Source organism: Rahnella sp. PD4, from assembly GCF_049199325.1.
Taxonomy (GTDB): domain Bacteria; phylum Pseudomonadota; class Gammaproteobacteria; order Enterobacterales; family Enterobacteriaceae; genus Rahnella; species Rahnella perminowiae.
The window spans coordinates 410,335-424,847 of sequence record NZ_JBLZQF010000001.1 but is presented as its reverse complement, the minus strand read 5'-3'; the positions used below and the strand labels follow the sequence as shown (position 1 = coordinate 424,847).

Here is a 14,513-nt window from a genome sequence, read left to right as displayed (position 1 = left end):
ATTTATACTTTCCTGTCATAACTTCACATCAAATTTCCCGGCCTGATAATCCAGAATTGCCTGGTTAATTTCCTGTGTGGTGTTCATCACAAACGGCCCGTGTGACACCACCGGTTCATTGATTTTATCGGCATGGCCGTACAGGAACGTGGCGTCATCTTTTGCGGTAATGATGACGCGATCTTCATTGTTATCCAGCTCAATCAGATGCCAGGCTTGCGCCTCGTCACCCTCAATCGTCAGGCGGCCTTTCACGGTATACAGAAACACCTGTCGCGCAGCGGGTGCCGGTAAGGTCACTTCACTTCCCGCTGTCATTTCTACCGTCATCATGGTTACGCCGGTGAGTGAAGCGATCGGGCCGGTGACGCCTGCTACGCTGCCGGAAATCAGATTGACCGTACCCTGACCTTTGCTCAGCGGGATCTGCGGGATTTCGTTTGCCTGTAAACCAACATAGCCCGGTGCTGTCATTTTCAAACGTGAAGGGAGATTAATCCACAGTTGCAGGATTTCCAGTTCGCCACCGCTACGTTTAAACGATTCCGGAGACAGTTCAGAATGGATCAGGCCGGAACCGGCTGTCATCCATTGCACACCGCCGGGGCCGATAATACTTTCATGACCACCGGTATCGCTGTGTGCCAGCTCACCACGGAGAATAAAGGTCACGGTTTCAAACCCGCGGTGCGGATGCGGACCAAACGGCAGACCGAGATTATCCGGTGCATACACCTGCGGACCGTGATGATTGAGAAACAGGAAAGGGTCGAGTTGTTCGAGCTGCGGTCCGGGGACTGGCCGGCGGGTTTGCAGATCACGAATATCATCGCGATAAGCTTTATATTGCTGAACAATTTTGCGGGTCATGGTGATGCTCCGGGAAAACATTGGGCTTTTTACGAAGACTAGCGAGGTTTTATGATGTTGTCACAGATGAATGTTAACAAGCTGTAATTCAGGAGAGCGCTGAGGGGCGACCGGCTCACGGACGCCCCGGAAACTTCAGAATACTTTGGATGAAAAATCAGTTTTCACTTCGCTTTCGATATAAGTATTTAATCCCCAGCCAGCACGCGCCAGTTCCTTCATCTTTTCAAGATGTTCAGGGCCGGGATGACGGATGTCATAAAGATATACGTGATTATTTTTAAAGCGGACTTTAATCGAATTGGCATCAATCTGGAAGCTGACAACCTGTGAATCACCGCTTTTGTTGGCGTAATTTTCCATGCTGCATCCTGTTAGCTAAGCCTGATTTCGGGCGACATCCTCTATTAACCACGTCCGGGCTTTACTTGCAGGGCGACAGTTCACAGTTTATCCAACTCGCTGAAAACTTAGCGTATCTGTGTATGAATAAACTAGCCTTTGGGTAATTTAAGCCCTGCGGCGGCTGTCGCGAGGCGCCTTGTCTCAATAAAGGAGGCCATGTTTTTTTTGGCCTGCTCAACGTGTTTCGCGGATGCAACACGGGGAGAACCTGATAAAAAGGGCGGTTCAGGGTCGTATTCCATTTGCAACTGAATACCTTGCGCTATGTCGTTGCCATAAATATCGGCAATGACATTTAAAGCGAAATCTATGCCTGATGTTACTCCCGCACCGGTAATCCTGTTGCGATCCCTGACCACGCGTTCATTCACGGGCTCGGCACCGAGTAAGGTAAGCTGGTCAAGCGAAGCCCAGTGGGACGTGGCTTTGTACCCCTGTAACAGGCCAGCTGCGCCAAGCACAAGAGAACCTGTGCATACGGAAGTCACCAGCCGGGCATTTTCACTTTTATGGCGAATAAAAGTGAGCGTCTCATCATCGGACATCAGTTTTATCTGGCCGGGTCCACCGGGGATGCAGATGACATCCAGTTCAGGGCAATTTTCAAATGTATGGGTGGGTAAAATACGCATGCCCCGGTCAGACGTCACGGGATCCGACGTTTTCCAGATAAGATGGATTTTGGCCCCCGGTGCTCTGGCGAAGACTTCAAACGGCCCCGTCAGATCCAATTGTGTAAGTTGCGGAAACAAAAGCATGCCGATTGATAAAGCCGGAAAGTCGCTCATTTACTGCTCCCTGTTTGCCGGACATCTGAGGTCAGATTGACAAAGAAAGTGATTAAGCAGAGTAGTCAATTAACATCCGGATGACTACATATCCCTCCCCGATTTTTCGGGGAGGGATGCAACAGGCAGTTGTCATGCTTCTTCGCGATTATTTCAGCAGAAACGAGTGATCAAAGGTACCGGCGACGTTCAGTGCGACGGGCAATAATCCCTGCGCATGATAGAAATCCGCCGTTTGCTGTTGCTGCGTCTCGGTCGTGGCATCTATTGGTTGCCAGTAGGACTGACGGCGCTCGAACCCAAGCTTCGCGGCCTCCAGCGGGAAACCGATGATTTTTGCCAGTTTTTCGCTGTACGTATCCAGATTTTTATACGCCCATACCTGCGCATCACTCAGACGTTGCAGATAATCAGCGATGGCCTCGCGTTTAGCCTTATCTTTCAGCGCCGTATCCGTCGCAGCAAGGAAGCTGTTACCCGACCACAAACCGCGACCATTGACTAAAACACGCAGGTGATCCTGCGTTTCTGCGAATGCAGTGTAGGGCTCCCAGGTCGCCCAGACATCCACAGAACCTTGCGTCAGCGCCAGCTTCGCATCACTGGGTGGCAGGAAGCGGAACGTGACGTCTTTGGCGCTCAGTCCGGCAGAGGCGAGGGCTTTCAGCGCAACGAAATGGCCTATGGAACCGCGGTTGGTCGCGATACTTTTGCCTTTCAGATCCGCCGCACTTTTGAGCGGGCTGTCTGGTTTTACCAGCAGCGCGGTGCCGTAGGCGTCTGACTTATCCACGGCGATGGCTTTCACCTGCGCACCTGCGGCTTGCGCAAATAACAGCGGCGCATCGCCGATAATACCCACATCCACCGCCTGCGCATTCAGCGCTTCTGCCAGCGGTGCGGCGGCCGGGAACTCTGACCATTCAATCTTATACGGCAGATTTTCCAGCTTATTCGCTGCTTCCAGCTGTGCCCGCATGTTGCCTTTCTGATCGGCGACCCGCAGGGTAATTTGTCCGGCACTGGCAGCAAACACGGCGCCGGTCAGCGTGACCAGCAGAAAAAGATTTCTCACATTCAGTCGCATCGGGGTTCCTTAACTCAGTGCGGTAACGGCGGTGTGTTGTCGGGCTTCACGGGCAGCGATTTTCTGCTTCGTCAACGGGATCAGGCTTTTGCCGTATTCGACGGCGTCGTTAAGGGGATCAAAGCCGCGGATCAGGAAAGTGGTAATGCCCAGATCGTAATATTTGAGCAGTGCATCGGAAACCTGTTCCGGCGTGCCGACCAGGGCCGTAGAGTTGGAACCGCCGCCAATCAGCCCGGCGATGCCAGTCCACAGGCAGGAATCCAGACGGTCACCCTGTGCGACGGCATTGAGTAAACGCTGAGCACCCACACTTTGTGGTTTAGCTGCCAGCGTCTGACCTTTTTCAGCCTGCTGGGCTGTTGCTTTTGAAAGGATTTCATCGGCTTTCGCCCAGGCTTCTTCCTCTGTTTTACCCAGGATCGGGCGGAAGGAAATACTGAAGTTGATCGCCCGGTTGTATTTTGCCGCTGAGGCTTTCACGGCTTCCACCGTTTCTGCGGCACTGGCCAGTGGCTCTCCCCATAACGCAAACACGTCGGCCTGTTTGCCCGCCACGCGGATGGCATCATCGGAAGATCCGCCGAAAAATACCGGCAGTTTTTTCTGATAAGGTTTAATGGCGGAGAAAGCATTTTCCGCCTGATAAAACTCGCCCTGATGATCAAAACCGGTTTCTGAATACCAGCTCTGTTTCAGCACATCGATATATTCATCCGTGCGCTGATAGCGGCCGGACTTCGCCACGAAATCGCCGTCACGACGTTGTTCCGCATCGCTGCCACCGCTGATAATGTGCACCGCCACGCGGCCATCCAGCAGATGATCGAGGGTCGCCAGCTTTCGCGCAGCCAGCGTCGGTGCGACAAAGCCCGGGCGATGAGCGAGAAGGAAATGAATGCGGGATGTACTGGCCCCGGCATGCGCGGTGACCAGAAAAGCATCGGGCTGGTCGGAGGCATAAGCCACCAGAATACGGTCAAAACCGGCATCTTCATGGGCTTTGGCGAAATCAGAAATGTATTTTTTATCGAAAATGGGACCGGTCGGCGGGATGATTTCAGAAGCCAGACGGTGTCCGATCATACCAATAAATTGCACGCTCATAGGCTGTCACTCCTCGTGATGAGGCCAGCGGATGACATTCTGCGCTGGCAGGAGTTATCACCATAAACGGCAACTTACTATGTGAGAAATTCATTATCTTCATAAGCTAATATGAAAAATGTGCATCACAGGGGCGGGGGAGTGACACCCCGGCTGGCCTTAAGGTCAGTCCGGGGAGGCAGGCATTCAGAAACGGTTATTGTTTGCGTAAATGCTCAGCATTCAGCACTATTTCGTGCCCTTTCTTTTCGGTGCGTCCGCTTAAACTCACCAAATCCGCAGGGGTAATTTCCTGACCTTCCCAGGCTGATTTCTTAATAAACACATTCATCGTGCCGGTTTTATCACGGAAAATATACGTATCTTCACCGGTCTTTTTAATTAAATATCCTTCAATCGTCACCCAGTTGAGCGACTGTGTTTTCTGGATATTGGCAACATTATTCTCATGGGCATCCTGCGTACCACGCTTACCGCTGTCCTGTTTTTGCTGAGGCGGGGGCGTGTCGTCACTTTTAAATCCGCCACCGGTATCGGCCATAGCCTGTGTATTAATAGCGAATGCGGCCAGCAAAATAATAATCCATGATTTCATCATCAGTTTCCTCTGCTTATTTCCAGTAATAAAAAGCATGGCAGAAAATAACTATTTTGCCCGCAAACGGGGATGTTCCAGATTATTCCCCAAAACTGTTCGCGCTGTGTAGCGGTAAATCCAGCCCGTGAGCAATTGCCGCCGCAAACACATCTATTGCCGGTACCTGACTTGCAGGAACGTTGGGATAAATCAGCCACAACTGGCTGCGGGGGGCGAAATCTTTCAGCGCATACAATGTCAGTTCCGGACGTAGTGCATGTTTTTCAACCAGTGCGCGAGGCATCAGACCGAGGCCGCGCCCTTCGGCGATAAGGGATAACTGTAAGGTGGTGCCAAATGCCTCAAGGTTAATGAGCAAAGGTAAACCCTGTTCTGTCAGCGCGCGTTGCAGGGCGGCACGGAAACCACAACCCTGCGGATTGAGGATCCACCCTTGCTGATAACAATCTTCCAGACGTTGTGGTTCAGCCTGTGCGGCTTTCGGGCCGACAACCACTAAATCGACAGTGCCGAGCGGCTGGCTTTCGACACCCTCCGGGAATTGCTTACTGGCGGGGAACAGCACGACCGCCGCTTCCAGTTCCTGCTGCTGTACCCGTAACAACAACTCTTCGCCCCAGCCACTGGAAAGTCTTGGCTGGATTTCCGAAAACTGTGCAGACAGGGTTTTCAGGGCGGGTAACAGACTGCTTTCACTCAGACTTTGTGGCACGGCCAGGCGCAGAAGTCCCGACGGCGGGCTGTCGGCTGCCACCAAATCACTGAGCGCATCCACTTCACGTAAAATATGCCGGCATTGCTGATAAACACGGTTGCCCATCAGCGTCGGTTTCAGGGGCTTGGTCTGGCGGTTGAGCAGCGCAATACCCAGCGATTCCTCAAAATTTTGTACCCGACGGGTAATTGCCGGCTGGGTCAGCCCCAGCTCATCAGCAGCCAGCCGGGTCGATTGCAGGCGGATAACAGCGACGAAAGCAGTCAGGTCTTCAATTTTCATGGGCACTCAGTGTCAGGATTAGTCATAACGTATCCGGGCAGAATAAAACAATTTTATGCAGGAAGCTGGATCCCGATGCACATTTTTATGTGTGATTTGCATATTAGCTTATCCATAAAATGAATTTTGGTTGCATCTGCCCGGTGCTAGCCTGTGAAGAAAATCATGAGACAGGAGCAAAGCGATGACCCCTTTACAGCTCGCGCCGCTGAGAGAGTTTCTGGCGGATTTCACCCGGCTGGTACAGGAACCGCATGAGCAGACGCAAATACTCGCGCAGGGAAGCCATCTGCTGGGCAGGCTAATCCGTGAAGATAACTGGCTGCCGCATGAGTTTGCGCAGCCGCATCCCGGGCATTATCAGCAATATCTGTTGTATGCCGATCCCTTGTCGCGCTTTTCCGTAGTGAGTTTTGTCTGGGGGCCGGGGCAGAAAACACCGGTACATGACCATCGCGTCTGGGGGTTGATAGGGATGCTGCGCGGCGCAGAAGTCAGCCAGAATTTTATCCGCCACCCGGACGGCACCCTGCAGCCCGAAGGAAACGCGGTGACGCTGCAACCGGGGGATGTGGAAAAAATCGCGCCAGATCAGCTGGATATCCACCAGGTCAGCAATTTTTATCAGGACCAGGTATCGGTCAGCATTCATGTTTATGGCGGTAATATCGGCGCGGTATCACGGGCGGTTTACCTGCCAGACGGCACAGAGAAAACCTTTATTTCCGGCTATTCCAGCCCGCATCTTCCCAATATCTGGGACCTGTCAAAAGAGAAAAATCATGTCTGATTCAAATTCGCTGCCTTTACGTCACTTTTCCGAACTCCGCGAAGCCCTGCTCGCCGGTCAGGAGGTGGCGCTGGTTGACCTGCGTGAGGAAGCGGCATTTGCCACCGGGCATCCGCTGTTTGCCGCTAACCTGGCCCTGTCTAAACTGGAACTTGAGGTGCAGGATCGCATTCCCAACCGCCATACACCGGTCACGCTGTATGATAACGGCGAGTTTTATAATGTGCAGCGCGGTGAGCGTAAAACTGTGCGGGCGGCTCAATTACTCAAATCGCTGGGGTATCAGGATATCGCGTTGCTGGCTGGCGATCTGGCGGGCTGGAAAGAGGCGGGTGGTGAGATATTTACGGATGTGAATGCGCCCAGCAAAGCCTTCGGGGAATGGGTAGAACATCACTACCGCACACCGTCACTGAGCGCGGAGCAGGTGCTGGCGTTGCAACAGCAGGGCGCCAATATTGCCGTACTGGATGTGCGCCGGTTTGATGAATTTCAGGTGATGAGTATTCCGGGCGGTGTGAGCGTGCCGGGAGGCGAACTTGTGCTGCGCCTGAAAGATGTGGTGCCTGATGAAAACACACACGTGATTGTTAATTGTGCGGGGCGTACCCGCAGCATTATCGGTGCTCAGTCACTGATTAATGCCGGATTTACGCAGCCGGTGTCTGCACTGCGTAACGGGACAATTGGCTGGACACTGGCGCGACAGAAGCTGTCTCATCTGCAACATACCCAGTTTCCTGCGCTGACTGAAACCTCCCGCAGATTCGCCTTAAAAGGCGCACAGACGCTGGCTTTACGCGCAGGTGTGCGTTCAGTGACACTGTCACAAATACGTGACTGGCAACGAGATGAGACGCGCACGTTATACGTGTTTGATGTGCGTACGGCAGAAGAATTTCGTGCCGGGCACCTGGCCGGGGCGCGTCACGTTCCGGGCGGCCAGCTGGTTCAGGAAACCGATCACTACGCCAGCGTTCGCGGCGCACGTGTAGTGCTGGTGGATAATGATGGTGTGCGTGCACACATGGCGGCTTCGTGGCTGGCACAGATGAACTGGGAAGTGTATGTCGCGGAAGTTCAGCCCGAAGATCTGACTGAACAGGGCGACTGGAAATCCCGGGTTGCACCTGCACCGGCAGTGGAATCCATCAAACCGGAGCAACTGTTGGGCTGGCTGAGTGAGGGCAATACCGGCGTTATCGATCTCACGACCAGCGCGAATTTCCGTAACCGGCGCATACCGGGAGCAGTCTGGACCACGCGGGGGAATATCCCGCAGATTATCGCCTTACAGCCGGAGAAAGAACGTTGGGTTGTCACCTGCACCAGCGGTTTACTCGCACGTTACGCTGTCACGGAATTGGCTGAATTAACCGGCAAACCGGTTTACTTGCTGGAAAGAGGCACGGTGGGCTGGATTGATCAGGGGCTGCTGCTCGAACGCGGTGATTCTGTTTATCTGAGCGATGCACAGGACAGGTATCGTCGTCCATACGAAGGCACGGATGTCAGCCCGCAAGCGATGCAGGATTATCTGGACTGGGAATACGGGCTGGTCGGGCAGTTAGAAAAAGACGGAACGCATGGTTTCAGATTACCGGAAGCCTGAGGCTGAGGCCTCTGCGTGAGGAACGCAGAGGTTCAGTTAGTTTTTAACGGCGGCCGCGCGGATGCGTGCGGGCTGTCCAGTCGTATGTTGCAGAGGTGCTTGGAACGGCTTTATTACGGCGCTTTTCGGCACGCGCTTTCGCAGCGACTTTTTCTTTTTCTGCCATCAATGTATCGATGTAGTCATCTTTAATCCGGTTATTTTCCGAATTCGTCAGCTCACGGCCCTGTGCTTTACGGGCTTTATCCAGCAGAGTTTTCAGCTCACGCTGTTCGCTTTCCGTCATATCTTGTTGGGTCAGTCTTTTCATTTTTACTGCATCCTGTGAGGAAAGTGGCTACCAGTGTAGTCGAAATGACCGCGGGAGTCGCTGCAACATTTTGGGTTGCCACCTAAACACCCCCTGTTGCTGCGCGGTGGCCTCCCGCCGGGTTACTCATCCCGATCAAACCCTCACTGCAAGTGAAAAGCCGTCCCGTCATATCCGGTCTGAGATCACTGTGAATCCTGGCTCGTCCCGGTCTTAGGACTGGCTGCTGAATTATCACCTGCGTCTGCAGTTTTGGTATAAACAATCTTCTGACTGTCATTACCGCAGTGACCAACCACCTGACCACCGGCCTGATCGGCCTGATCATTGGGCACGATATCCAGTTTAAATCCTGATTCAGGCAAACCGTTTGCCACGATTTTCTGGGTAATGTCCGCTTTCACGCTTTCACAGGAAGCCTGTGCTACCAGCGGTGCGAGCATAACGACAGCCAGAGCCGCCAGAAGTGTCTTTTTCATCATTCATTCCTTTTATGAAAACCAGTGTACTTATGAGTCTAGCAGACAGGATTTACGGAGCCAGTAACTGACGGCCGGTACGGCGATCAAGACAGCGCTCGGTGTTCGGTTCCCAGTACGCATTGATGTTCTGGCTGGCTTCACACTTGTCACGCAGATCAATTGAATTATCGTATTTGGAGAAATCTTTCTCGTTACGCTGGTTTTTCATGGCCCGCAGGCGCTGAGTTTCATTCCATTGCTCTTTGCTCTGACGTGCTTCTTCGTTGGTCATGGCATCATTGCCGGTTCCGCCAAAGACACAGGTTCCCCCCGCACAGTTGGTGGCCGCGAGCGCAGGCGCCTGCCAGCCGGCGGTCATGACCAGCAAAGCCACCGGCAGTACACTGCGGGTCAGTCGGGTTATAAACGTTGTATTCATTAGCTCATCCTTTTATATAGACATATCGCTCAGGCGAATCCCTAAATTATAACATCCGGCTGAATGACGTCACCTTTTGCCTGTAAACTGGTTGATATCCTATTGAACTACGGACTGTAAACCTGGCCCTGTTATGCTCAAAACATCTTTACTGTTCTTTGCGACTGCGCTGGCAGAAATTATCGGCTGCTTTTTACCTTATCTCTGGCTGAGGAAAGGGGGAAGTATGCTGCTGTTATTGCCTGCGGCGGTCAGTCTGGCAGCCTTTGTCTGGCTGCTGACACTGCATCCTGCGGCCAGCGGCAGGGTGTATGCAGCTTACGGCGGTGTTTATGTCATGACCGCCATGCTGTGGTTGCGCTTTGTCGATGGCATGAAGCTCAGCACCACCGACTGGCTGGGCGCTTTGGTCGCCCTGGCGGGGATGCTGATCATTATTTCAGGCTGGAAACCATCCTGAAGCGTTAATGCGACAATCTTTCCATCAGCACAATCACTTTCTGAATCACAATCTGTGCCGCACGGGATAACTGGCGGCGTGGCGCAACACACAGCGCCAGTGTCAGCGGTTTGGCACTGCGACCCTGCAGCGGCACAAACGCCAGCCGCTTTTCCTGTAAATCCGGCAATACGTCTAACAAACTCAGTACGCCGACACCGGCCCCTTTACGGATAAGTTCGCGCATCATGCGCACGTCATTGCAGACGATCGACGGCGTTTCCAGTAGCTGATAACGGTTATACAGCAATCTGGCGCGGGCATTCACCATCAGCGGCTCAGAGGGAATGATCTGCCGGTAAGCGGCAATATCACTGAACGACAAGGATTCCTGCTGCGACAGTTTATGTCCGACCGGCATCGCGATGCCGATGGGTAATTCCGCAAAAGCGCGCACTTCCAGCCCGGTATGCTCGACGGGGTCAAGCAACAGTCCAAAATCCACTTCCGCTGAACTGACCTGTTCACTGATATTCCGGCTGTCTTCGATGCGGATATCAAAAGTCAGATAAGGGTGCTCTGCACCCACATCGGCAATCAGCTCCGCCACCATGCCTTCACTGAGTGCGGCAATCATGGATATGGTGACATGCCCACGCCGCAGCCCCTGGATTTCATCAAAACGTTCGCGTGTGCGGGAAAACTCTTTCCGCCAGCGGCGGATGTCATCAAATAAAATTTCGCCTGCTGACGTCAGTTTCAGGCCCGTGGGTAAGCGCTCGAACAGCGGAGTTTCCAGCGTTTGTTCAGCCTGCAGGATTTGCCGGTTGATGGCCGATGCTGAGACGTGCAGCACTTCTGCCGCTTTGCGCAAACTTCCTGTTCGGGCGACTTCGGTAAAATATTGCGAAAAACGGGAGAATGGGGACATGGGTGTACTAATTTATGCAGTGAATAAGTGAGATAACTATTATGGACTGCATCACTCATTTTTCCTAGATTGTGCGATGCCCCTTTGTAAAACAATCACCTCAGGTTGTTTTACAGGCAAAGCGGGCAATGACAGGGTTCGTCAAAACACGTTTAAGCGCGCGTGCCTTATTTCACGGGATAATTGTGGGACGAATTGTGGCGTTCGTTCTGCTGTCGCGCGTGCGTGTTTTGAAAAACAACACTAATAACAAGCGTGCATTTTTGATCACCAGACTGAAAGTGATCACGCGACCAAGAGATTCTTTCTCATGTTAGAAAAACTATTTAAGTTAAAAGCTCACCGTACTAACGTGCGGACTGAGATTGTGGCCGGACTGACGACATTTTTAGCAATGGCCTATATTCTGTTTGTTAACCCGTCTATTTTGGGCGCGACGGGGATGGATAAAGGCTCGGTTTTCGTGGCAACTTGTCTTGCTGCCGCAATCGGTTCCGCACTGATGGGCTTTATTGCCAACTACCCGATCGCACTGGCACCGGGCATGGGGTTAAACGCCTTTTTCACCTACACCGTGGTTCTGCATATGGGTTACACCTGGCAGATCGCGCTGGGTGCTGTTTTCCTTTCAGCCTGTATTTTCTTCGCATTATCGATTTTTAAAATCCGCGAATGGATTATCCGCAGTATTCCGCTGCCTCTGCGCTCGGCCATTGCGGCGGGTATCGGTCTATTCCTCGCGCTGATTGCGCTGGAAAACGCCGGTATCGTGATCGCTAACCCGGCAACACTGGTGGGTCTGGGCGATCTGACCAAGCCGGGTCCGTTGTTTGCGATGCTGGGCTTCATTCTGATTGTGGTGCTGGAAGCCCGTAAAATCACCGGCGCGGTGTTGATCGGCGTGCTGGCCGTGACCGTTCTGGCCATTGTGCTCGGCTACTCACCGTTCGGCGGCGTGATGTCGATGCCACCTTCGATTGCGCCAACCTTCATGCAACTGGACATCAAAGGCGCGTTTAACGTTTCTCTGATAAGCGTGGTGTTTGCCTTCCTGTTCGTGGATGTGTTCGACAACTCCGGCACCCTGATTGGCGTGACCAAACGTGCCGGTCTGGCCGACGAAGATGGCAACATCCCTAAAATGGGCCGTGCACTGGTGGCGGACAGCGCGGCTGCATTGTTCGGTTCACTGCTCGGAACTTCAACGACCACCAGTTACATCGAATCAGCGGCAGGCGTAAGCGCAGGCGGCCGTACCGGTCTGACGGCGATTGTTGTCGCAATCCTGTTCCTGCTGAGCCTGTTCTTCGCTCCGCTGGCAGGTAGCGTTCCGGCCTTTGCAACGGCTCCGGCTCTGCTGTTCATCGCGGTGCTGATGACGTCCGGCCTGGCTGAAATTGACTGGAAAGACATCACTGTGGCAGCGCCGGTCACCGTGACTGCGCTGACCATGCCGTTCACGTATTCCATCGCCAACGGCATCGCGTTTGGCTTCATCACCTGGACGCTGGCAAAACTGCTGACCGGCCGTGCACGTGAACTGAACGCAGCGCTTATCGTCTTGTCGATTCTGTTCGTGATTAAACTGGGCTGGCTGAGCGCGTAATCGTTACGTCAGTCATCAGCAGAAAAGGGGGCGCGGGCAGTATAGCCGCGCCTTTTTTGCAGGCACTGATAACGTGCAGATAATAAAAAAAAGCAGCCGGAGCTGCTTTTTTTGTCAATCAGCAAGCAATATCACTCTTCGCGATGTACCTGTAAACCCGCGAGAGACTGGCTGACCGGCATCATTTCGATGCTGTTGATGTTGACGTGCGCCGGCAGGGTGGATGCCCAGAATACGGATTCGGCCACATCGGCTGCGGTCAGCGGATTCGTATTGTCGTAGGTTTTACTGACTTTCTCATCGTCACCTTTAAAGCGTACGTTGGAGAATTCAGTCCCGCCGCACAGGCCCGGTTCGATGTTAGTGACGCGAACATGAGTGCCGTGCAGGTCGGTGCGCAGGTTCAGACTGAACTGACGGACAAACGCTTTGGTTGCGCCATACACATTGCCACCCGCATAAGGCCAGTTGCCTGCGGTTGAACCAATATTAATCACATGACCGGTGTTGCGTTCCACCATGCCCGGCAGCACGGCGCGGGTCATGTACACCAAGCCTTTGGTGTTGGTGTCGATCATTTTGTCCCAGTCTTCCAGCGAGGCTTTATCCGCTTTTTCCAGACCGAGAGCCAGACCGGCGTTGTTAACCAGAACATCAATGTTACGCCAGTCAGCAGGCAGGCTGGCGATAGCCTCTTCAATAGAAGCACGGTTAGTCACGTCCAGTTCAACCGCGTACAACGCATCTCCCAGTTCGGCTTTCAGGTCATCCAGACGCTCTTTACGGCGGCCGGTGGCAATCACTTTATGACCTTCTTTAACAAACTTACGTGCGATTTCAGCACCAAATCCGGCAGTTGCGCCGGTAACAAAAATAATCATCCCGGTATTCCTCTGTTTTAAAGCAAGGTGTGCACGAGGCCCACTAAAGAAACTCTTTAAGTATTAACACAAAAATAACGAGACCGGCAGAGTTAACCGGTCTCAGTGCGTATCATTTTATTGCAGTTACTTCTTCAGATAGGGCGCGATCAGCGATAAATCCGCTGCAGACAAGCGATCCGGTGCGGTCTGCGCCTGATGCCAGTAAGGATACAACAAAGGCAACTGGCTGACTTTATTAAGTCTTTCAATTTCTTCGTTATTGAGGGTTAAACCGGCGGCGAGCAGGTTATCCTGTAACTGTGTGTCGTTGCGCGCGCCGACAATGACCGATGTTACCTGCGGACGGGCAATCAGCCACGCCAGCGCAATTTGCGCCGCAGAAACGCCACGTGCTTCGGCGATATCTACCAGCACATCGACTATGTCATACAGAGCACTTTCGTCACGCACCGGCGGTTCACCCCAGTCGGCCAGATGGCGTGTACCTTCGGGTGCTGCCTGATTACGGCGATATTTACCGGAAAGCAGGCCGCCTGCCAGCGGACTCCAGACCAGTACGCCCAGCCCCTGATCCTGCGCGGCGGGCAGCAACTCATATTCAGCTTCACGTGCCTGCAGGGTGTAATGGATTTGCTGACTGACCGGACGGATGAAGTGATTAGCGTCCGCTACACCCAGCGTTTTCATCACGTGCCAGGCAGAGAAATTGGAGACACCGACATAACGCACTTTGCCGCTGCTGACCAGATCATCGAGCGCCCGCAGCGTTTCTTCCAGCGGTGTCAGGCCGTCCCATTCATGCAACTGGTACAGATCAAGGTAATCTGTATTCAGCCGCTTCAGGCTGGCTTCACAGGCGCGCAGAATATGATGACGTGACGAACCCCGGTCGTTCGGGCCTTCGCCCATCGGGAAGCGGGCTTTACTGGCAACCAGTACGTCGTGACGTTTACTGCCCAGCGCTTTACCGAGAATAACTTCCGATTCACCGCCTGAATAGACATCGGCGGTATCGAACAGGTTAACCCCTGCATCAAGACATAATCCTATCTGGCGCTTTGCGGCCTCAACGTCAGTTTGCCCGGTTTTGGCAAATTTGCCCTGACCACCAAATGTCATGGTGCCGAGACTGAGTACTGAAACTTTCAGGCCAGACCGGCCTAACAGACGGTATTCCATCATTTATCTC

At 53.2% G+C, this 14,513-nt stretch carries 17 protein-coding genes; 4 read left to right on the top strand and 13 right to left on the bottom strand.

Translation table 11 applies throughout. The features are described 5' to 3' along the window. Nucleotides 1–15: 15 nt before the first annotated feature. From ACOZIO_RS01850 to ACOZIO_RS01820, 7 genes are all read right to left on the bottom strand, one after another. Nucleotides 16–870, bottom strand: a complete 855-nt coding sequence (locus ACOZIO_RS01850; RefSeq protein ID WP_217157056.1) for a pirin family protein — start codon at nt 868–870, stop codon at nt 16–18. Nucleotides 871–1,005: 135 nt separating this feature from the next. Then, nucleotides 1,006–1,233 (bottom strand): hypothetical protein, encoded by a 228-nt coding sequence (locus ACOZIO_RS01845; RefSeq protein ID WP_015697366.1) that lies wholly within the window; start codon nt 1,231–1,233, stop codon nt 1,006–1,008. A gap of 131 nt (nt 1,234–1,364) precedes the next feature. Continuing rightward, the gene (locus ACOZIO_RS01840; protein ID WP_129990704.1) at nt 1,365–2,063 is read right to left on the bottom strand and encodes a DJ-1/PfpI family protein; all 699 of its coding nucleotides are present in this window, start codon (nt 2,061–2,063) and stop codon (nt 1,365–1,367) included. 148 nt (nt 2,064–2,211) lie between these two features. Continuing rightward, nucleotides 2,212–3,150, bottom strand: coding sequence for an ABC transporter substrate-binding protein (locus tag ACOZIO_RS01835; RefSeq protein WP_129951312.1), 939 nt, complete (start codon nt 3,148–3,150; stop codon nt 2,212–2,214). Between the two features lie 9 nt (nt 3,151–3,159). Further along, nucleotides 3,160–4,257 (bottom strand): LLM class flavin-dependent oxidoreductase, encoded by a 1,098-nt coding sequence (locus ACOZIO_RS01830; protein ID WP_421594869.1) that lies wholly within the window; start codon nt 4,255–4,257, stop codon nt 3,160–3,162. Nucleotides 4,258–4,453: 196 nt separating this feature from the next. Then, complete coding sequence (locus ACOZIO_RS01825) at nt 4,454–4,855, bottom strand: NirD/YgiW/YdeI family stress tolerance protein (protein ID WP_165383683.1); 402 nt, start codon at nt 4,853–4,855, stop codon at nt 4,454–4,456. A gap of 79 nt (nt 4,856–4,934) precedes the next feature. Then, nucleotides 4,935–5,852, bottom strand: a complete 918-nt coding sequence (locus ACOZIO_RS01820) for a LysR family transcriptional regulator (protein ID WP_421594868.1) — start codon at nt 5,850–5,852, stop codon at nt 4,935–4,937. Nucleotides 5,853–6,036: 184 nt separating this feature from the next. Here ACOZIO_RS01820 and ACOZIO_RS01815 point away from each other — a divergent pair, with 184 nt between their 5' ends. Both ACOZIO_RS01815 and ACOZIO_RS01810 read left to right on the top strand, forming a co-directional pair. Beyond that, the gene (locus ACOZIO_RS01815) at nt 6,037–6,642 is read left to right on the top strand and encodes a cysteine dioxygenase (protein ID WP_129951308.1); all 606 of its coding nucleotides are present in this window, start codon (nt 6,037–6,039) and stop codon (nt 6,640–6,642) included. Continuing rightward, nucleotides 6,635–8,254, top strand: a complete 1,620-nt coding sequence (locus ACOZIO_RS01810; protein ID WP_421594867.1) for a rhodanese-like domain-containing protein — start codon at nt 6,635–6,637, stop codon at nt 8,252–8,254. The genes ACOZIO_RS01815 and ACOZIO_RS01810 overlap by 8 nt, the downstream gene beginning before the upstream one ends. Before the next feature lie 43 nt (nt 8,255–8,297). Here ACOZIO_RS01810 and ACOZIO_RS01805 read toward each other — a convergent pair whose 3' ends face one another. From ACOZIO_RS01805 to ACOZIO_RS01795, 3 genes are all read right to left on the bottom strand, one after another. Next, on the bottom strand, nt 8,298–8,564 hold the full coding sequence (locus ACOZIO_RS01805) for a DUF3811 domain-containing protein (RefSeq protein ID WP_015697358.1): 267 nt from the start codon (nt 8,562–8,564) through the stop codon (nt 8,298–8,300). A 185-nt stretch (nt 8,565–8,749) separates the two neighbouring features. Continuing rightward, nucleotides 8,750–9,043 carry a DUF1161 domain-containing protein gene (locus ACOZIO_RS01800; protein WP_129951306.1) on the bottom strand — a complete coding sequence of 98 codons (294 nt, stop codon included), beginning with the start codon at nt 9,041–9,043 and terminating at the stop codon, nt 8,750–8,752. 52 nt (nt 9,044–9,095) lie between these two features. Further along, on the bottom strand, nt 9,096–9,464 hold the full coding sequence (locus ACOZIO_RS01795) for a DUF1283 family protein (protein WP_129951305.1): 369 nt from the start codon (nt 9,462–9,464) through the stop codon (nt 9,096–9,098). Nucleotides 9,465–9,597: 133 nt separating this feature from the next. Between ACOZIO_RS01795 and ACOZIO_RS01790 the strand changes: the two genes are divergently transcribed. Continuing rightward, the gene (locus tag ACOZIO_RS01790; protein WP_129951304.1) at nt 9,598–9,924 is read left to right on the top strand and encodes a YnfA family protein; all 327 of its coding nucleotides are present in this window, start codon (nt 9,598–9,600) and stop codon (nt 9,922–9,924) included. Nucleotides 9,925–9,928: 4 nt separating this feature from the next. Here the strand turns inward: ACOZIO_RS01790 and ACOZIO_RS01785 are convergent, their stop codons facing one another. Continuing rightward, nucleotides 9,929–10,834, bottom strand: a complete 906-nt coding sequence (locus ACOZIO_RS01785; RefSeq protein WP_129951303.1) for a LysR family transcriptional regulator — start codon at nt 10,832–10,834, stop codon at nt 9,929–9,931. A gap of 310 nt (nt 10,835–11,144) precedes the next feature. On the opposite strand from ACOZIO_RS01785, the gene ACOZIO_RS01780 reads away from it, so the two are divergent. Next, on the top strand, nt 11,145–12,440 hold the full coding sequence (locus ACOZIO_RS01780) for an NCS2 family permease (RefSeq protein ID WP_129951302.1): 1,296 nt from the start codon (nt 11,145–11,147) through the stop codon (nt 12,438–12,440). Between the two features lie 131 nt (nt 12,441–12,571). On the opposite strand, the gene ydfG is transcribed toward ACOZIO_RS01780, so the two are convergent. Next, nucleotides 12,572–13,321: a bifunctional NADP-dependent 3-hydroxy acid dehydrogenase/3-hydroxypropionate dehydrogenase YdfG gene (gene ydfG / locus ACOZIO_RS01775; protein ID WP_129951301.1), complete on the bottom strand. Its 750-nt coding sequence runs from the start codon at nt 13,319–13,321 to the stop codon at nt 12,572–12,574. A gap of 126 nt (nt 13,322–13,447) precedes the next feature. Further along, nucleotides 13,448–14,503 carry an aldo/keto reductase gene (locus ACOZIO_RS01770; protein ID WP_377423184.1) on the bottom strand — a complete coding sequence of 352 codons (1,056 nt, stop codon included), beginning with the start codon at nt 14,501–14,503 and terminating at the stop codon, nt 13,448–13,450. Nucleotides 14,504–14,513 lie beyond the last annotated feature (10 nt).